We start from the raw sequence: 18,015 nt of genomic DNA on the forward strand, positions 1-18,015 counted from the left end.
CGTCTGGTGCGTGCGATCGCAAGGCGGAGGGTCGTCCCGATACTGGTGTATCGGGACGATCCCGACAACACGGCGAGCGTGCGTGCCAGACGCCGCCCGGCAGACGGGACTTTCGAAACACGCCCTAGCATCCGGCGGGCCTCGGCGGCGCCCAGGCGGTGGTGCGGGTCGCGTGCGAGGAGGCAGAGGACGACGGGCACCAGCGGCCCGAGCCGCTCGGACGGCCGGACCTCCTCGTACACGATCGCGTGCAGGACGGCGCCGAGCGAGTCCCGGCGGAAGGGGGACGCGCCCGTCACCGCCGCGCACAGGAGCGCGCCGAGCGCCCACAGGTCGGAGGCCGGTCCGGCGTCCCCGCCCTCCATGCGTTCCGGCGCGGTGTACTCGGGGGTTCCGACGAAGACGCCGGTGCCGCTGAGCGTCGTGGCGCCGGGGAGGCTGGCGATGCCGAAGTCGGTCAGGACGGCCCGGCCGGTGCCCTTCTCCAGGAGGACGTTGGCCGGTTTCACGTCCCGGTGCAGCACGCCGTGGGCGTGGGCGGCGGAGAGAGCGTCGAGCAGGTCGACCCCGAGCCGGGCGGCCTCCCGGGGCGACAGCACCCCGCCGGGTCCTGCGAGCCGGTCGGCGAGCGAACCGCCGTCGACCAGCTCCATGACCAGGGCGGGCCGGCCCTCGTGCTCGACGACGTCGTGGACGACGATGACGTGCGGATGGCGGACCTGGGCGACGGCCCGCGCCTCGCGCAGGGCCCCCGCCGGATCGGCGCCCGTGTCGAGGCTGAGCGTCTTGACGGCGACGGCGCGCCCGAGGAGTTCGTCGGTGGCCCGCCGGACGACTCCCATGCCGCCTTGGCCGAGCCGCTCCCCCAGGCGGTACCGCCCGCCGATCAGCTCGTGGTCGGCCCGCTCCGACCCGTTGTGCGACGACACTCGACTCCCCCGTCCGTCCGCCGGTCAGGGCCATGATGCCGCAGTCGCCGCGAACGCGGTGAGGGCCGCACCCCGGTCGGTCGGGGTGCGGCCCTCACTCAGTGTGCCGGTCCGGAGCTCAGACGGCGAGCTCGACCGTGATGTTGCCGCGGGTCGCCTTGGAGTACGGGCAGACCTGGTGGGCCTTCTCGATCAGGCTCTTGGCGGTCTCGGCGTCCACGTTCGGGATGGTCGCCGAGATCTTGACGATGATGCCGAAGCCGTCGTCGTTCTTGCCGATGCCCACCTCGGCGGTGACCGTCGAGCCGGACACGTCGGCGTTCTCGTTGCGGGCGACGACGCCCAGCGCGCCCTGGAAGCAGGCGCTGTAGCCGGCCGCGAAGAGCTGCTCGGGGTTGGTGCCCGCGCCGGAGCCGCCCATGGCCTTGGGCGGGTTGACGACGACGTCGATCTGACCGTCGTCGGTGGCGACCCGGCCGTCGCGGCCGTTCTCGGCGGTGGCGACGGCGGTGTAGAGAACGTCGGAGTGCTGGATGGACATGCTGGTCGTTCCTTCGTCAGTTCGCCGCGACTCGCGCCCACGATCGCGACGGCTGAGGGAAGACTAGCGGTTCACCGAGACGATCATCTTTCCGGTGTTGTCTCCGCGCAGGAGTCCGAGGAAGGCGTCCACGCCGTTCTCGATGCCGTCGACGAAGGTCTCGCGGTGCTTCAGCTCGCCGGAGCCGAGCCAGCCGCCGACCTCCTGGACGAACTCGTTCTGCATGCCGTAGTGGTCGCCGACGAGGACGCCCTGGAGGCGCAGCCGCTTGCCGATGATCATCGCCATGTTGCGCGGTCCCGCGACCGGCTCCGTGTCGTTGTACTGCGCGATCATGCCGCAGATGGTGGCGCGGCCGTGCACGTTGAGCGAGGAGATCGCGGCTTCGAGGTGGTCCCCGCCGACGTTGTCGAAGTAGACGTCGATGCCGTCCGGGGCGGCCTCGCGGAGCTGGTCCTTGACCGGGCCGTTCTTGTAGTTGAAGGCCGCGTCGAAGCCGAGCTCCTCGACGAGGAACTTCACCTTCTCGTCGGAGCCGGCGGAGCCGATGACCCGGGAGGCGCCCTTGAGCCGCGCCATCTGACCGACCTGGCTGCCGACGGCCCCGGCCGCGCCGGAGACGAAGACGGCGTCGCCCTCCTTGAAGGAGGCGACCTCGAAGAGGCCCGCGTAGGCCGTGAGGCCGGTCATGCCGAGCACGCCGAGGTAGGCGGAGAGGGGGGCGAGCGCCGGGTCGACCTTGGTCGCGTGCTGCGCCGGGACCTCGGCGTACTCGCGCCAGCCGAGGCCGTGCAGGACGTGGTCGCCGACCGCGAAGCCCTCCGCGTTGGACGCGACGACCTCGCCGACCGCGCCGCCGTCCATGGGGTGGTCGAGCTTGAACGGCGGGACGTACGACTTCACGTCGTTCATCCGGCCGCGCATGTACGGGTCGACGGAGAAGTGGAGGTTGCGCACGAGGACGCGGCCCTCGGCGGGCTCGGTGACCGGGGTCTCACGCAGGGCGAAGTCGGCGGCGGTGGGCCAGCCGTGCGGCCGGGCGACGAGGTGCCACTCACGGCTGGACGTGGGAAGAACGGACATGAGCTCGACCTCCAGGGAAAGCTTCAGAACGCGAAAGGTTCATTGACTGAAACAATCATGCGCCTTGATATTTCATGTTGTCAAGTATCTGGGTAGGATGAGGCCCATGGCCACCTCACGCACGGACCCCCTGACCCTCGAAGTCGTCGAGCTGATCGGCACGGTCGTGGCGCGCTACTACGAGGAGTACGAGCAGGCGGCCGCTCAGCACTCGCTGACCGGCGCGCAGGCCCGCGTCCTCGGGCTGCTCTCCCTCGATCCACTGCCGATGCGCAGGATCGCCCAGAAACTGAAGTGCGAGCCCTCCAACATCACCGGGATAGTCGACCGCCTGGAGGCCCGCGGCCTGGTCGAGCGCAGGCCCGCCCCGGACGACCGCCGGGTCAAGCTCGCCGTCCCCACCGACGAGGGACGGGACACCGCCCGTCGGCTGCGCGAGTCGCTGGACTTCGCCCGTGAGCCCCTCGGCGAACTGACCGAGGTCGAGCGGACCCTCCTGCGGGACCTGCTGAAGCGGATGCTGGGCGAGGACGTGGCCCAGGAGGCCCGGCAGACACCCTCCTCCTGAGGGGTGACGTTTCGGCGAGTCGAGAACGGGCGTGTCCGGAGCACTTCGGCTCGGACACGCCCGTCTTCAGGCCTTTCACGGTTCCCGCCTGCGCCATCTGCCCGACGGCGCCCGGGTGGCGTCACTCAGGTCAGCTGATGGCCTTGATGGTGTGCCAGCCGCCGGAGCCGACCTCGACGCTCGGGCCGTCGATCGGACCGTGGATCGAGGACCCGCCCTTGTAGAACTTCAGGGTGCCGTCGCCTGCGGTGGCCCACATGTCGGCGATGCCGTCGAGGTTGGCGTCGGCGGCGCCGGCGAGCAGGGGACGGAAGGTCGTGGTGTATCCGACCCCGTACTCGGTCCAGCTGGCGAACGTTCCGTTGGTCTGCCCCATGTAGTGGCGCAGGATGCCGTCGGTGGTGTCACGGGCCAGCAGGTCGACCTGGCCGTCCTTGTCGGCGTCGCCGGGAGCGGTCAGGGTCATCCGACCCCAGCCACCGGTGCCGATGAGGACCGGGGCGGCCACGGCCGGCGTGACGCCGCTGGTGCCCTTGTACCGGTACAGCTTGTCGTCGTAGGTGGCCACGAGGTCGGGCTGCCCGTCGTGGTCGGTGTCCCCGACGCCGACGATCCGGGCGGCTGTGGACATGGTGCCGATCTTGATCCACGTCGCGAGCGTGCCGTCGCCGCGGTTGGGGTAGACCCGCAGTTCGCCGGCGACGACGGCGACGATGTCCTCCATGCCGTCCCCGGTCCAGTCGCCGCGGTGCGTGACCGAGGCCCCGCCCCATCCGCCGCTGCCGATCTGGACCCTCGCGCCGAGCGCACCCGTGCCAGTACCGGGGTACAGCCACAGCTTGCCGGTGTCCTCGATCGCGACGAGGTCGGGCTTGTTGTCACCGTTCATGTCACCCGGGCGCGCGAACGTCGTGCTGGTGATCCAGCTGCGCACGTCGTCCACGCGGGTCGCGACGGCTCCCGTCCGGGTCTCCGTGGCCGGCATGCCGAGGCAGCCGCCCTGCCAGGACCTGCTGACGACGGCGACCAGTTCCTGAGTGCTGCCGGCAGTGCGCAGGATGGGCCCGCCGGAGTCCCCCTGACAGATGACCGCGTCACCCGTGGCGGCCAGTGCGACGTCCGCCGAGCTGTCGCCGGTCGCGGTGAACGAGGCGGTGTGCAGCTTGTCGGGGACCCACTCGGTCTTCGTGCGGCCGAATCCGGCCGCCTGGACGCTTTGCCCGGCGGTCACCGCGGTGGATGCCAGGGCGACCGGCTTCACGCCGGCGACACCGGCGTTGAGCTTCACCAGGACCAGGTCACGGGTGGGGTGGGGGACGAGTTCCGCCGCGGTACGGGTCGCCCCGACCGCGGTCTGCGTCAGGTCGGTGCGGCCGACCACCACGGTGGTGGCGACGGCGGGCTTGCCGGCTGCGGGCTTGCCGTCCGGGGAAAAGCAGCTGGCGGCGGCCAGTACCCACCGCGGGGCGACGAGGGTGCCGGTGCAGGCACGCTCGGAGTCACCGACGTTGATCTTCGCGACGAAGCCCAGCTGCGCCGGGGCGTCGGCGCCGTTGAGGGCGTTCGCGGGTGCCGTGGTGAGTACGGCGGCGAACGCCGCCGCTGCGCTGGTGGCCCACAGGAAGTGCGAGCGCTTGGTCATGTGTGAGGTTCCTTTGCGATGAGGCGTCCCGTGATGAGCGGGCGCCTCGCCAAATGGGTCGAGTTGTCAGGCCGTCGGGGACGGCGCGGGTAGCTGGGCGCCGTGGGCGGCTCGGCCGGCGACCGCCGGGCCGAGCGCCGGTGAGGAGCCGCGTCAGCGCGTGGTGGTGATCTCCACGAGGGCGTGGTCGCGTGCCTCGGGGTCGGTGGACTCCCCGACGGAGGTCCAGGCGTTCTTGGTGACGTCGAAGGACTTGTGTTCGGTGCCGACCGTCATGTCGACGGAGGTGGTGTAGTCGTTGCCCTTGATGGCGAAGACGGCCGGGATGTCCAGGCTGAGATAGCCACGACTGCCGGTCACCTTGAAGCAGACCTTGTCGAGGTTGCGCGCCCACACCTCGAGGAGGCCGGCCTCGCTTCCGCACGTGGCGAGGACTATGTGCCCGTCGCCGCGCTTCAGAACGATGCCGCGCTCGGCCAGGATCCTGGCGGCGTCGGGGTAGGCGAAGTCCTCGACCGCGTACCCCGGAGCCTCGTCGGCCACCGACGCGACGCGGGGCGCGTCGGCGGCCCCGGTGCCACCCGCTGCGGCAGTCGCGAACAAGCCGAGAACGGCTCCCACGGCCGCGGTCGCGACCACTGCGCGAGGAATGAACTTCATGGCTGTCTCGTTTCTTGATTCCCAGTGAATGCCGGAGGGATCCGACCAGAAAAGAACAACCTAAAATCTCCCCCCGGTGTCTCGATAAGCATGCCGCCGCCCCGCGTCCGCACGCTGCGGAATGCACCGATGACCGCGGACAGGAAATCCAGCGGCATCGACGCCAATTCCGTGGCGGCCCGCCCATACAAGCTTCACATTCCGTCTCGGTCTACTGATAGTTCGTCAAGTCCACGCTCAAAGTTGGATCTTGCGCGTGACCTTCGCCACAAGGCGGGGGTGGTTGTAGGAATCCAGGTGAAGGGATCGTGAAAGTACCGAGCACAAAAAGACCGCTTCCTCGACTTCCCGGTCACGCCGTTGGGATTCCACTCGGAAGGTGACATCAATTGATTGAAATGCTGGAGAGTCGAACGTACGTTGGTGGCGCCGAATCGCCAGACAAGTGGCGGTCATTGTCATTGGCCCGCAGCGCAGGCCAGGGGGGCATCACTCATATGCAGAACACGTTTTGGAGCCGACGTCACTTCGTCGTCGCCGCGACCGCCGTCGCAGCCGCCGCGGCCTCTCCCTTATCGCTCGCGCCCGTCGCCCGCGCGGCTGACGCCGAGGTCGGTACACCGGATCCGCTCGCGCTGCCGGACACCGAGCGCGCCAAGGTGGTCAAGGCCTGGATGATGGGGGGACGGGCCGTCAAGGCCGCCGCGGCCGACGCCCTTCACGGCTCGGACGCCGAGGTTCAGACCTTCCTCCTGGAGACGCTGCCGAAGGCGACCCAGCAGGACAACTACGTCGCCCTCTTCACGTACCTCGCCAACTCCGGCAAGGGACTGCGCCGTGAGGCGACCGTCGCCATCGAGGGCGGCGACAGCGCCATCACCGCCTTCGTCACGGGCGGGTTCAGGACGGCGGTCCTGGAGGACCTCCGGGTCGTGACGGCCACCGTGTCGAGTACCGGTGGCCGGGCGGTCAAGCGGGAGGCGTCCAGGGCCCTGGACGTCGGCACCCAGACGGCGCTGGAGACCTTCCTCACCAACGGCCAGTACACGGCTCACCTGGAGGACATGCGCGTCCAGGTCTCCACCATGCTCTTCAGCGCCGGTCCGGAGGTGCGGAAGTACGCGGACCGTGCCCTCAGCGGCACCGAGGCGGACGTCCGCTGGTTCCTCGACACCGGGCAGCACATCGCCCGCGCCCGGGACCAGGAGTCGGCCACCATCGAGGAACTCGTCGCCGTGGTCCAGCGGGAGGGCAAGCGCGCCCAGGCCGAGACCAACCTGGCCGTGGAGACCTCCGAGCGCGCCCAGACCGCGGCGGAGAAGGCGAAGACCGCCGCCGAGGACGCGGCCGCCGAAGCCGCGGCGGCCGGAGCGGACGTCACCAGGGCCAAGAACGCGGCAACCAAGGCGGCAAAGGCCGCCTCCGGCGCCGCCGACGCGGCCCGCAACGCCATCCGGGCCTCCCATGCCGCGGTGACGGCGTCCCGGCGTGCCGCGTGGGCCGCCACCGCCGCGTCCCAGGCGGCCGCCACCGCGGGACACGCCGCCTCGGTGGCCTACAACTCGGCGATCGCCGCCTCGAAGGACGCCACCAAGTCACAGGCGGCGAAGGACGCCGCGGTCGCCGCACGCAACGCCGCGGCCCAGGCCCGGTCTGCGGCCCAGGCCGCCGACTACGCCGCGACCGCATCGGCGCAGGCCGCCGGCGCGGGCTCCGCGGCCGCCTCCGCCGCCCGTAACGCGGCCGCCGCCGCCAGCGCCTCCGCCCAGGCCGCCCAGGCTTCGGGCGCGGCCCAGAAGGAGGCCGCCGAGGCGAAGCGTCAGGCGCAGATCGCGAGCAGCGCCGCGAACCTGGCCACCAACGCCGCCTCCACGTCCAAGGCCCTGGCCGACTCCGCAGCCTCCGCAGCCCGGACCTCGCGGGATGCCGCCAACTCGGCCGCCACTCACGCGGAGAACGCCGCGGCCGCCGCCGAGGAGGCGGCGAAGTACGCGGGTCAGGCGATCGATTTCGCCAACAGGTCCACGGCCCACGCAGCGGCCGCCGTCCAGGCCGCCAACACCGCCACCAAGGCGGTCGAGGAAGCGGTCGCGGTCGAACAGGCGGCGCGGAACGCGGAGACGGCCCGCCTCAACGAGCAGAAGCAGCAAGGCATGGAGGAGGCCCGGCTGCTCGCCGAGATCGAGGCGGCGGAGCAGGCCGAACTCGCGCGGAAGCGGACGCAGGCCCAGCAGACCGAGCAGGCGCTCCAGTCCCTGATCACCCAGGCCGAGCAGGCCCTGGTGAACAACGACCTGACGCTGGCCGTCACCCTCGGCCGCAAGGCCGCCGTCGGCCTGCTGAACGCGAGAGGGGCCTGGACGCGGGAAGCTGCCCAGTTCGCGCTGTGCGGCACCGAGGCGGACGTCCGGGCCTGGATCGATACCGACCGGGCCCTGGCCCAGGGCCAGGACGACAGGGAGACCGCCCTCTACGTCGCCCAGGTGTCGGCCCCCGCGATCGGCACGGCGGCGTACCAGGCACTGGCGAGCGCCGACACCCAGGCGACGCGCGACTTCCTGACCTCGGGCCTGGTCGAGGCCGCGGCGACCGACAACCGGGTCCAGATCTTCCGTATCCTCGACCACGACTCCGGCCAGGCGGTCAGGACGGCGGCCGAGGCCGCGATCAACGCCGAGACCGCGACGGCCCTCCAGAACTTCTTCGAGAGCACCTACCCGGCCGCGGTACGGGAGGACGACGCGGTCGCCGCCGCGACCCTGCTCAGCACCGGTGGCCAGTACACCAAGGCCTACGCGGAGGTGGCGCTCGAGGGGCCCACGTGGATGCGCAGGAACTTCATCGACGTCCAGCGCCACAAGACGGCGCAGCTCGACCACGACTCCGCGACCCACGTCTCCGCGATCCGCGGAGCCATCGCGGCGGCCGCGAAGATCGCCTACAAGGCGCAGGAGAACGCCGCGCTGGCCTCGAAGGTGGCCGCGGACGCCCGCCAGGCGGCGGAGGACGCGTCCCAATGGGCCGACAAGGCGCAGATCGCCGCGGCCACGGCCGAGACGTACGCGGCTCAGGCGAAGCAGCACGCCGACGCCGCGGACAAGTCCGCCGCCGATGCCAAGGCATCGGCGGCGACGGCCAGCGCCGCCGCGCAGACCGCACGCGGTGCCGCCCGCTCGGCCAACTACTCCGCGAACAAGGCGGTCGACGCGGCCCGCAGGGCTCTGAGCTCCTCCTACAGCGCCCAGGCCTCGGCGGCGAACGCCCGCCAGTCCGCGCTGGTCGCCGGTCAGAACGCCCAGACGGCCGCCGCCGCGGCGACCGACGCCCGCCGCATCGCGAGCCAGAAGCGGCAGGCCGAGATCGCGGAAGCCGCCCGGGTGGCCGCCGTGCAGGCACAGCGGGACCGGGACAGCAACACCAACCCCGCCGACGGTCCCACGCACGACCAGGTCAACCCGAACGGGAGTGACACCGGCGGCGAGAAGTGGTATGAGGACGCCAAGTGGTGGGCTGACGCGGCCAACTACGTCAGCATCGGCGCCGGGTTCATCTCCGCCGGCCTCGGTATCGCAAGCCTGGCATTCCCTCCCCTGGCCGTCGCTGCCGCCGCCTTCGGGTGGGTGTCCGTCGGCGCCGGCGCCCTGAGCGCCGTCTTCACCGGTATCGAGTACGGATTCACCAGCGGCGAGTTCGCCGCCTCCGCCGGAAGCGCCGTCCTCGGACTGGTGACGTTCGGTCAGTCCAAGTGGATCGGGGCGCTCGGAGGCACCAAGGTCGCGACGAAGGTCACCCAGTTCGGCCACGATCTGGTGTCGCCCATCATCGGTACCCTGTCGACGTGGTTCTGACCCGAACGGGCGCCTAGACACGGCGCGGGGGCCGGTCGTCCTCGGCCGGCTCCCGCGCCCCGTCTCCGGCTGCCTCCGGAAGGAGACTCATTCATGCTTGCGTCCAGCAGCGGCGGGTGGTGGTGGATCCTGGCTGCGATGGCGACCGTGATCCACTGCTCCGCCATGGCGGCGTGGATCCCCGTACGACGATTCCGGCTCGTCTACCCCTTCATCATCGTCGGGTGCGGGGCCGCTGTCGTGGCCACCGCCGGCCTCGCTCTGTACGCCTTCTCCCTGATCGGGCTGACGATCGGGCTCTACCCGACGCGCCGGCTCCTCACGCTGTGGAGCCATGAGATCAACCAGGGAGTCACGCGCGATCGGTACGCCTGGCCACCCTCACACCTCGTGTTCTGCATCGTCTGTGTCGTCGGCGCGGCAGTCGCGGCGATGGCCGTGCCTGGCTGACACAGAGGTCTGCTCCTCCTGGAACACACCTCTACACGCACCACCACAGGAAGCGCGTGCACGTCGGGCTCGGGGTCGGGGTCGGGGTGGGCGTGGGCGTGGGTGTGGCGGTGGTGGCCGAGGGCATCGGTCCGGTGGGCGTCGCCGTGCTGGACGGAGGCATCTGGGGCTTCGTGGCCGACGGGGTCGCTGTGGGGGTGGCGGGCCGGGTCACCGGGTCGGTGGGCGCCGGCGGCTCCGGGGAGGTGCCCCCGTCACCGTTCCCCGGACCGGAACCTGCGTCCGTTCCCGTTCCCGTACCGGATCCTGAGCCGGAACCCGTACCTGTGCCCGGGCCGGAACCCGTGCCCGTACCTGTGCCCGGACCGGAACCCGTGCCCGTACCTGTGCCCGGGCCGGAACCCGTGCCCGTACCTGTGCCCTTGGTCGTGTCCGCGCTCACCTGGCGGGGGCGCGTCGGTGCGGACGAGACCGGGGACGGTCCGCCGTCGGGGAGGGCGGTCGCCTCGACCGGGTCCGGGGACAGCGGGGACTCGGTGACGTCCTGTTCCTCCACCGCCGTGGCGGCGCCCGCCCGCTCCGGTTCCTCGACGGCAAGGCGCGCGAGGCTCAGCGTTCCGGCCGCGAGGACCAGGCCGAGGGTGGCCACCAGGACCGTACGGCCCCGGCGGCTCCGCGCACGCCGGCCCCTGCCGGCTGCGGCGCGGCCCCGGTCGGCGGACCGGCCGCGCGCGGCACCACGGGTGGCGCGCCGGCCACCGGGATCCGGGCGGGACGGTTCGAGGACGTCGAGTTCGTAGACGTGCTCGGGCGCCGGAGCGTACTCCGGTCCGGGCCCGGCGGGCCCGGACCACTGGACCGGCGGAGCGGGCTCGACCGGGCGGGACATGTGGGGGGTCTCGTACCGCAGTTCCTCGACGGGGGTCCCGCACCCGGCACAGGCGAGGGCCCCGTTGAGATGCCGCCGGCACGCGTGGCAGTAGTCCATGGGGCCCGCAGGCTATGCGGCGCGGTGCGGCGGCAGCGAGGCGCGGAGGTGAGGATCCTGTGAGGAAACCGCAGGTCGTCGGCGGTGCGTCGTGATTCTCCCGCTTCGGTCAGGATCGTCTCCGGCCCCGCCGAAGGCCCCGTCCGCGCCTCGCCGCCGTCCCACGGGTGGCCCCGGGCGGCTCAGCCCAGCGCGCGCCGGGCCCGGGGCGGTCGCACGATGCGAACAGGACTCGCAACGCGAAACACCTCGCCCGTGCCAGCACCGCATTCCGGAGGATCCGCCGTGACCGTCAGCCTTGAGCAACTGCGCCGTTGCCATGTCGCCGTCGACCTGGGGGCCGCGCGCACCCGGGTCTACGTCAAGGGCGCCGGACTCGTCGTCGACGAGCCCAGCGTCGCCGCCGTCAACACCCGTACAGGAGCGCTGATCGCCGTCGGCGCGCTGGCGGAGAAGATGACGGGCCGCACCCCCGACTACATCCGCGTCGCCCGTCCCGTCTCCGGCGGCACGGTCGTCGACATCGAGATGGCGCAGCGGATGCTCCGTCACCTCCTGGGCGAGAAGCTGCGCCGCCAGCTCCGCCGCAAGCCGCGGCTGCGCGCGGCGGCCTGCACGCCCCACGACAGCGACCCCCTCGCGCAGCGCGCCGCCGTGGAGACCCTCGTCGGGCTCGGCGCGCGCCGGGTCGAGCTGGTCGACACGCTGATCGCCGCGGCCGTGGGCTGCGGGCTCCCGGTCGAGCAGCCGACCGCCACCATGATCATGGTGTGCGGCGCGGCGACCACGCAGGTCGCCGTCCTCTCGCTCGGCGCGATCGTCACGGCCGAGCGGATCCCGATCGGCGGCGACGCCATCGACCACGCCGTCATCCAGCACCTGCGCCACCACCACGAACTGATGCTGCCGAGCCAGTCGGTGCGCCCGCTCCAGCTCGCCCTCAGCGGCAACGGACTGACGCCGCACGGCCCGGCCTCCACGGAGATCCACGGCCGGGACGTCGCCACGGGCCTGGCCCGCTCGGTGACCGTCGACACGGCCGCCGTCCGGGAGGCGATCCACACCCCGCTGACGGCGGTCCTCGACGGCATCGGGAAGGTGCTGCGCGACTGCCCGCCGGACCTGGTGGCCGACCTCGCGGACCGCGGGATCATGATGGTCGGCGGCAGCGCCCTGCTGCCGGGCCTCGACCAGATGCTCCGCGAGGCGACCGGCATGCCGGTGCACATCGCCGAACGGCCCGACGTGTGCGCGGTCCTGGGGCTCGGCGCGATGCTGGAGGGCAAGGTGCAGCCGATGGTCCTCGACCCGCTGTCGATGCGCGACCCGCTCGCCGACGTGGACTGACCCCACCACATCAGCCGATTGATACGACAATGGGATCATGACGATCACGGACGGGGACGGCACCCGTCTGCCCCTGCTGCTCGAGGCGGTCCTGAGCGTCGGCACGGATCTCGAACTCCGCGCCACCCTCCAGCACCTCGTGGACTCGGCGGCCGAGCTGACCGGGGCCCGCTACGGAGCGCTCGGGGTCGTCGACCCCGAGCGCCTCCGGCTCACCGAGCTCTTCACCTCCGGCATGACCGACGAGGAGCGGCGGCGCGTCGGCCGCCTCCCCGACGGTCACACCGGGCTGCTCGGCGTCCTGGTCCAGGACCCGCGGCCGCTGCGGCTCGACGACCTGACGGCCGATCCACGCTCGTCCGGAGTCCCCGAGGGCCACCCGGAGATGCGCTCCTTCCTCGGCGTCCCGATCCGGGTCCACACGCAGGTCTTCGGCAATCTGTACCTCACCGAGAAGCGGACGGGCAGCTTCACCGAGCAGGACCTCACCCTCCTCCGGATCCTCGCCTCCCAGGCCGGGATCGCCATCGGCAACGCCCGTCTGTACGAGACGACCCGGCAGCGCGAGCGCTGGATCGAGGGGGCGGCGGCCGTGACCACCGCCCTCCTCACCGGCGCGTCCGCCGAGAACGCCCTGATGACCGTCGCCGAACAGGCCCGGATCCTCGCGGACGCCTCGGCCGGTGTCGTCCTCCAGCCCACCCCGGAGGGCGGGATGGAGATCGTCGCCGCCTCGACCAAGGACGACCCCGGGGATCTGGTGGGCACGACGATCGCGCCCGGCTCCCCGGTCCTCGTCCAGCTCCTCGGCGGGGAGCCCGTCTTCGTGGAGGACTCGGCGACGGATCCCCGGATGACCACGCACGTACGGTCCCGTTTCGGCCCGTCGATGATGCTGCCCCTCCAGAGCGGCGGGAAGCTCATCGGCACCCTCGCTCTCCCCCGGCGGCGCGGCGGCCCGCCGTACTCGGCGGTGGACCGCCTGCTGGCCTCGCAGTTCGCCTCGCAGGCGGCGCTCGCGCTGGTCCTCGCGGGCGCCCGGCACGACCGGGAGCGGCTCGCGGTGTACGAGGACCGGGACCGGATCGCGCGGGACCTGCACGACCTGGTCGTCCAGCGGCTGTTCGCCACGGAGATGATGCTGGAGTCGACCCGCCGGCGTGCGCTCGGCGCGGTGGCCTCCGGCAGCGGTTCGGGCACCGGCACCGGCTCCCGGGGCGACACCGGCACCGGCAGCACCGGCAGCACCGGCACCGGAGTCGCGTCCGGCCTCGACCTCGACCTCGACGAGAGCGCGCTCCTCGGCCGGGCCGTGGACGAGCTGGACTCGACGATCCAGGAGGTCCGGACGACCATCTTCGCGCTCCAGCAACCCCCCGCCGACGCGCCGACCTCCTTCCGCGGCCGGGTGCTGCGCGAGACCGGCGGGGCGGCGGCCCTGCTCGGCTTCCAGCCGTCCGTGCACTTCTCGGGCGCGGTCGACACCCTCGTCGAGGACGAGCAGGCCGGAAAGCTCCTCGCCACCCTGCGCAGGGCGCTCGCGGCGGCCCACCGGCGGTCCGGGATCACCGCGATCACGGTCGAGGTGACGGCCGGCGGCGACGGCGTACGGCTCCGGGTCGAGGACGACGGGACTCCGCCGGTGACGGTCGCCTGGCCGTAGGCGCCCTCGGGCCGGCCCCGTACGGATCAGTCCGGCAGGGGCCGGCCCCGTACGGATCAGTCCGGCAGGGGTCGGCCCCGTACGGAGCAGTCCCGCGCGCCGAGGCTCGCGCCCGGATCTTGACTGGAGGCGTGGACACCGAGACCCAGCCCCCGACCGCGGCGGCCTACCGCAATCTGGTGATGGCCACCATCGGCTTCACGCTCACCTTCTGGGCGTGGGACCTGATCGCGCCGATCGCGAGCTGGTACGGCGACCGGCTCGGGCTCAGCTCCTTCCAGCAGTCCCTGCTCGTCGCCGTGCCCGTCCTGGTCGGCTCCGTCGGCCGCATCCCGGCGGGCGCCCTGACCGACAAGTACGGCGCGAAACTGATGTTCCCGGTCGTCTCCGCGCTGACGATCGTCCCCGTGCTCCTCCTGATCGTCGCCAAGGACAGCTACGCCCTGATGCTGGTCGTCGGCTTCCTCCTCGGTCTGGGCGGCACGACCTTCGCCATCGGCATCCCGCTGGTCAACTCCTGGTTCCCGCCGGCCAAGCGCGGTCTCGCGCTCGGCGTGTTCGGCATGGGCATGGGCGGTGTGGCGCTCTCCGGCTACTTCACGCCCCGGATCGCCGAGCACGGCGAGAACCTCCCCTTCATCGTGGTGGCGGTCGCGCTCGCCGTGTACGCGGTGCTGGCCGCCGTCCTCATCACGGACCGTCCCGACCGGCCCGTGCCCACCGCCTCCCTCACGACCCGGCTCGGCTCGGCGGGGCGGCTGCGGGTGACGTGGGAACTCTCGGCGCTGTACGCGATCGGCTTCGGCGGCATCGTGGCCTTCGGCGTCTACCTGCCGACGTATCTGAAGACCTGGTACGAGCTCGACCCGACGGACGCGGGCACGAAGGCCGCCGGTTTCGCCCTCGTCACCGTCACCTTCCGGCCGATCGGCGGCTGGCTCTCGGACCGGGTGCACCCGGCGGTCGTGACGGCCGCCGCCCTCGGCGTGGTCGCCCTCTTCGCGATCGTCCAGGCCTTCGACCCGAAGCTGAACCCGGGCGGCACGATCGCCCTGCTCGTCATGGCCGCCGGTCTCGGCACGGCGAGCGGTTCCGTCTTCGCCCTGGTCTCCCAGGTCACCCCGCAGGCCCAGGTCGGCAGCGTCACCGGCATCGTCGGCGCGATGGGCGGCCTCGGCGGCTTCGTGCCGCCGCTGGTGATGGGCGCGATCTACAGCGCCAAGGGCTCGTACTCGATCGGCTTCATGCTCCTCTCCGACCTGGCGCTCGCGGGCTGTGTGTACGCGTACGGGCGGATGCGCGGGATCCGGCCCGGCGGGGAGGGGTCCGCGCCCGAGCCGGCGAAGATCACAGCGCGGCGGACCTGACGAGGGGCAGAATTCCTCCCGGCAACCCTCGACCTCGACATCGACCCGAGGAGTACGACCGGTGAGTGCGCTCTTCCCCACCCTGGACCCCCGATCGCCTGCGGCCCCGTCCGGCCGGCCCGCGCTGCGCTGCGGCGCGGACACGCTGACCCACGCCGGACTGGCCCGCGCCGCCGGTTCCCTGGCGGTACGGATCGGGGGCGCCGACCGGGTCGCCGTCTGGGCCACGCCGAGCGCGCACACGGCGGTCGCCGTCGTGGCCGCCCTGCTCGCGGGTGTGCCCGCCGTACCCCTCAATCCGCGGACCGGTGAGCGCGAGCTGGCGCACATCCTCGGCGACAGCGCGCCCGGCGCGGTGCTCGCCGGGCCGGGCGACACGCTGCCCGCCGGGCTCGTGGGGCTCCCCCGGATCGACGTGGACCTCGCTCCCGCCGGCGGGCCCCCGCCCCCGGTGACGGAACCGGTCGACGACGAGGCCCCCGCCCTGATCGTCTACACCTCCGGCACCACCGGCCCCCCGAAGGGTGTCGTGCTCTCCCGGCGGGCGATCGCCGCGTCCCTCGACGCGCTGGCGGAGGCCTGGGCGTGGACGGCCGACGACGTCCTCGTGCACGCGCTGCCGCTGTTCCACGTCCACGGGCTGATCCTCGGGATCCTGGGACCGCTGCGGCGGGGCGGCGAGGTCCGGCACCTGGGCGCGTTCTCGGTGGAGGGCGTGACGCGGGAGCTGGGCGCCGGCGGCGGGACGATGCTCTTCGGCGTACCGACGATGTACCACCGGATCGCGGACGCGCTCGGGGAGGACGCCCGTCTCGCGGAGGCGCTGGCCGGGGCGCGGCTCCTCGTCTCGGGTTCGGCGGCGCTGCCGGTCCACGACCACGAGCGGATCACGGCGGCGACGGGCCGGACGGTCGTCGAGCGGTACGGCATGACCGAGACGCTCATGAACACCAGCGTGCGGCCGGGCGGCGGGCCCCGGCCGGGAACCGTCGGGACGCCGCTCGCGGGCGTCGGCCTGCGCCTGGTGGACGAGGACGGTTCCGTACTGGAGGAACGCGACGGCGAGACCGTCGGCGAGGTGCAGGTCCACGGCCCGAACCTCTTCTCCGGCTATCTGAACCGGCCGGACGCGACGGCGGCGGCCTTCGACGGCGACTGGTTCCGCACCGGCGACATGGCGGTCCGCGAGGCGGACGGCGCGGTGCGGCTGGTGGGCCGCAAGGCGACCGATCTGATCAAGAGCGGCGGCTACAAGATCGGGGCGGGCGAGATAGAGAACGCGCTCCTCGACCACCCGGGGATACGGGAGGCGGCCGTCACGGGCGAGCCCGACCCCGACCTGGGCGAGCGGATCGTGGCCTGGGTGGTGCCGGTGGACGCGGCGACGCCCCCGGCGGCTGCGGAGGTCGCGGAGCACGTGGCGCGGCTGCTCGCCCCGCACAAGCGGCCCCGGGTGGTGCGCTACCTCGACGCGCTCCCCCGCAACGACATGGGGAAGATCCTGAAGAAGGCGCTGCCTGCCGGTAGTTGAGAAGACGTGAGGCCGGGCCCCGGCTCACAGGGGTCCGGCCTCACGCGTCGGAGGGGGTTACCTCACGCCGAGCGCACGGATCAGCTCCTGGGTGACCGTGCCGCCCCGGTCGTCGCTCGCGCCGGCCCGCAGCGAGACGGAGGCCGCCCCGTACGGGATACGGAGCTCACCGCTCCAGGAGGCGCCGCGCCACGAGGGCTTGAGGGCGACCTTCGTCCAGGTCCCGCCCTCGTCGTAGGAGACGTCCAGGGTGCCGCCGGTGATCGTGCCGGTGCCGGACGCGCCGTCCACGTACTGCGCGAAGGTCCGTACGGGCAGGCGGCTGCCAGCCCGGACGTCGCCGCTGAGGTCGGTTTCCAGGTCGAAGCCGAGGTTGAGCATCGGCAGATAGGTGATGCGGTCCTCCGGGGTCTCGGCCGACCGGAAGGTCCACTCGGCGCGGCCCTTGGTCGCGAGGCGCCAGCGGGCCGGGTCGAGCGCGGTGTCGGTGACGACCTTGTGGTCGACGGACTCGTGCCAGCGCTGGCCGGTGCCGGTGGAGACGTACTCGGTGCGCTGGACCGGGAAGGCGATCCACTCCTTGAAGCCGAAGCCGATCGGAAAGGTGTCGGTGATCGATTGACGCTCTCCCCCGTAAACGGGGGAGATTCCCACCGTGCCGCCGCTGTTTCCAGCACGTGCGTAGCGGTTCCTGCTTCATCACCCACTGCCCGGCGTGCCGAGTCTTACACGGGCTCCACAGGCGTTTTACGTGTCCGGGCGTCCCTCGGCCACGATGCGCCGTCCTTCACGGCGGATGTTGCGTTCAGCGTTCTCGTCCCGGTCGTGGACGGCTCCGCAGGAGCATGTCCACTTCCGGATTTTGAGCCCTTCCAGTCCCTTGGGTCCTTCGATGCTTGCGCAGCCCGGCGCTGAGCAGAGCTGGGTGCTCGGGAAGAACCGGTCCACCTTGGCGAAGATGCGCCCGTGCCGGGCGCACTTTGCCTCCAGGGTGCGGGCGAACATGCCCAGGCTCTGGTCGTGGACGGACTTGGCCCGCTTGCCCTTCTTCGATCCCATGCCCTTCACGTTCAGGTCCTCCAGGTACACGGCTTGGCTCTCGCGCGTGATCTTGGTGGTTTCCTGCTCTATGAAGTCGCGGCGCTTGTCAGCGATCTTGGCGTGGATCTTCGATACGGCGATCTTGGCCTTGCGCCGGTTACTGGAGCCCTTCTGGGCGCGGGACAGCTTGCGCTGTGCGCGGCGGAGTTTCTTCTCCTGGCGGCGGAAAAACTTCGGGGAAGTGATCTTCCGGCCCCGCAGGACGGCGTAGGTGGACAGGCCCAGGTCAATCCCGGTCTCGGTCTCGTCCAAGTCCAGCTCGGGCAGCGGCCTGCCCTCGGCCTCCACCACGAAGCT

The 18,015-nt window shown here is 72.0% G+C and carries 14 protein-coding genes and 1 pseudogene; 7 read left to right on the top strand and 8 right to left on the bottom strand.

Annotated elements, in window-relative coordinates; translation table 11 throughout:
• From ACWFR1_RS36070 to ACWFR1_RS36080, 3 genes are all read right to left on the bottom strand, one after another.
• Positions 1-929: serine/threonine-protein kinase (locus ACWFR1_RS36070; RefSeq protein WP_453559166.1), on the bottom strand; the 929-nt coding region annotated here is incomplete at its 3' end.
• A 118-nt stretch (positions 930-1,047) separates the two neighbouring features.
• Complete coding sequence (locus ACWFR1_RS36075; protein WP_453559169.1) at positions 1,048-1,470, bottom strand: organic hydroperoxide resistance protein; 423 nt, start codon at positions 1,468-1,470, stop codon at positions 1,048-1,050.
• Positions 1,471-1,533: 63 nt separating this feature from the next.
• The gene (locus tag ACWFR1_RS36080; RefSeq protein WP_453559171.1) at positions 1,534-2,553 is read right to left on the bottom strand and encodes an NADP-dependent oxidoreductase; all 1,020 of its coding nucleotides are present in this window, start codon (positions 2,551-2,553) and stop codon (positions 1,534-1,536) included.
• 106 nt (positions 2,554-2,659) lie between these two features.
• On the opposite strand from ACWFR1_RS36080, the gene ACWFR1_RS36085 reads away from it, so the two are divergent.
• Positions 2,660-3,121: a MarR family winged helix-turn-helix transcriptional regulator gene (locus ACWFR1_RS36085; RefSeq protein WP_453559174.1), complete on the top strand. Its 462-nt coding sequence runs from the start codon at positions 2,660-2,662 to the stop codon at positions 3,119-3,121.
• Between the two features lie 130 nt (positions 3,122-3,251).
• Here ACWFR1_RS36085 and ACWFR1_RS36090 read toward each other — a convergent pair whose 3' ends face one another.
• Both ACWFR1_RS36090 and ACWFR1_RS36095 read right to left on the bottom strand, forming a co-directional pair.
• Positions 3,252-4,763 carry an FG-GAP-like repeat-containing protein gene (locus tag ACWFR1_RS36090; protein WP_453559177.1) on the bottom strand — a complete coding sequence of 504 codons (1,512 nt, stop codon included), beginning with the start codon at positions 4,761-4,763 and terminating at the stop codon, positions 3,252-3,254.
• A 153-nt stretch (positions 4,764-4,916) separates the two neighbouring features.
• Positions 4,917-5,423, bottom strand: coding sequence for a hypothetical protein (locus tag ACWFR1_RS36095; protein ID WP_453559179.1), 507 nt, complete (start codon positions 5,421-5,423; stop codon positions 4,917-4,919).
• Between the two features lie 497 nt (positions 5,424-5,920).
• On the opposite strand from ACWFR1_RS36095, the gene ACWFR1_RS36100 reads away from it, so the two are divergent.
• Positions 5,921-9,271, top strand: coding sequence for an ALF repeat-containing protein (locus ACWFR1_RS36100; protein WP_453559182.1), 3,351 nt, complete (start codon positions 5,921-5,923; stop codon positions 9,269-9,271).
• 93 nt (positions 9,272-9,364) lie between these two features.
• Positions 9,365-9,721: a hypothetical protein gene (locus ACWFR1_RS36105; RefSeq protein ID WP_453559185.1), complete on the top strand. Its 357-nt coding sequence runs from the start codon at positions 9,365-9,367 to the stop codon at positions 9,719-9,721.
• Between the two features lie 31 nt (positions 9,722-9,752).
• Here the strand turns inward: ACWFR1_RS36105 and ACWFR1_RS36110 are convergent, their stop codons facing one another.
• On the bottom strand, positions 9,753-10,709 hold the full coding sequence (locus ACWFR1_RS36110) for an SCO2400 family protein (RefSeq protein WP_453559188.1): 957 nt from the start codon (positions 10,707-10,709) through the stop codon (positions 9,753-9,755).
• 285 nt (positions 10,710-10,994) lie between these two features.
• On the opposite strand from ACWFR1_RS36110, the gene mreB reads away from it, so the two are divergent.
• The 4 genes from mreB (at position 10,995) to ACWFR1_RS36130 (ending at position 16,617) form a co-directional block, all read left to right on the top strand.
• Positions 10,995-12,056 carry a rod shape-determining protein MreB gene (gene mreB, locus ACWFR1_RS36115; RefSeq protein WP_453559191.1) on the top strand — a complete coding sequence of 354 codons (1,062 nt, stop codon included), beginning with the start codon at positions 10,995-10,997 and terminating at the stop codon, positions 12,054-12,056.
• Positions 12,057-12,093: 37 nt separating this feature from the next.
• On the top strand, positions 12,094-13,719 hold the full coding sequence (locus ACWFR1_RS36120) for a GAF domain-containing protein (RefSeq protein WP_453559193.1): 1,626 nt from the start codon (positions 12,094-12,096) through the stop codon (positions 13,717-13,719).
• A gap of 182 nt (positions 13,720-13,901) precedes the next feature.
• Entirely contained in the window at positions 13,902-15,086 is a 1,185-nt protein-coding gene (locus tag ACWFR1_RS36125) for an MFS transporter (protein WP_453559226.1), read from the top strand.
• Positions 15,087-15,147: 61 nt separating this feature from the next.
• Positions 15,148-16,617: an acyl-CoA synthetase gene (locus tag ACWFR1_RS36130; RefSeq protein WP_453559196.1), complete on the top strand. Its 1,470-nt coding sequence runs from the start codon at positions 15,148-15,150 to the stop codon at positions 16,615-16,617.
• A 57-nt stretch (positions 16,618-16,674) separates the two neighbouring features.
• Here ACWFR1_RS36130 and ACWFR1_RS36135 read toward each other — a convergent pair.
• Positions 16,675-17,259: pseudogene (locus ACWFR1_RS36135) on the bottom strand (hypothetical protein); the annotation flags it as partial.
• Between the two features lie 105 nt (positions 17,260-17,364).
• Positions 17,365-18,009, bottom strand: a complete 645-nt coding sequence (locus tag ACWFR1_RS36140; RefSeq protein WP_453559199.1) for an RNA-guided endonuclease InsQ/TnpB family protein — start codon at positions 18,007-18,009, stop codon at positions 17,365-17,367.
• Between the last annotated feature and the right edge of the window lie 6 nt (positions 18,010-18,015).

This window comes from Streptomyces sp. NPDC055103 (assembly GCF_053607625.1).

What these genes read in the sequence shown, in the direction of transcription:
- ACWFR1_RS36075 (WP_453559169.1), bottom strand. Translation starts at nt 1,470, where the DNA reads ATGTCCATCCAGCACTCCGACGTTCTCTACACCGCCGTCGCCACCGCC.
- ACWFR1_RS36080 (WP_453559171.1), bottom strand. Translation starts at nt 2,553, where the DNA reads ATGTCCGTTCTTCCCACGTCCAGCCGTGAGTGGCACCTCGTCGCCCGG.
- ACWFR1_RS36085 (WP_453559174.1), top strand. Translation starts at nt 2,660, where the DNA reads ATGGCCACCTCACGCACGGACCCCCTGACCCTCGAAGTCGTCGAGCTG.
- ACWFR1_RS36090 (WP_453559177.1), bottom strand. Translation starts at nt 4,763, where the DNA reads ATGACCAAGCGCTCGCACTTCCTGTGGGCCACCAGCGCAGCGGCGGCG.
- ACWFR1_RS36095 (WP_453559179.1), bottom strand. Translation starts at nt 5,423, where the DNA reads ATGAAGTTCATTCCTCGCGCAGTGGTCGCGACCGCGGCCGTGGGAGCC.
- ACWFR1_RS36100 (WP_453559182.1), top strand. Translation starts at nt 5,921, where the DNA reads ATGCAGAACACGTTTTGGAGCCGACGTCACTTCGTCGTCGCCGCGACC.
- ACWFR1_RS36105 (WP_453559185.1), top strand. Translation starts at nt 9,365, where the DNA reads ATGCTTGCGTCCAGCAGCGGCGGGTGGTGGTGGATCCTGGCTGCGATG.
- ACWFR1_RS36110 (WP_453559188.1), bottom strand. Translation starts at nt 10,709, where the DNA reads ATGGACTACTGCCACGCGTGCCGGCGGCATCTCAACGGGGCCCTCGCC.
- ACWFR1_RS36120 (WP_453559193.1), top strand. Translation starts at nt 12,094, where the DNA reads ATGACGATCACGGACGGGGACGGCACCCGTCTGCCCCTGCTGCTCGAG.
- ACWFR1_RS36125 (WP_453559226.1), top strand. Translation starts at nt 13,902, where the DNA reads ATGGCCACCATCGGCTTCACGCTCACCTTCTGGGCGTGGGACCTGATC.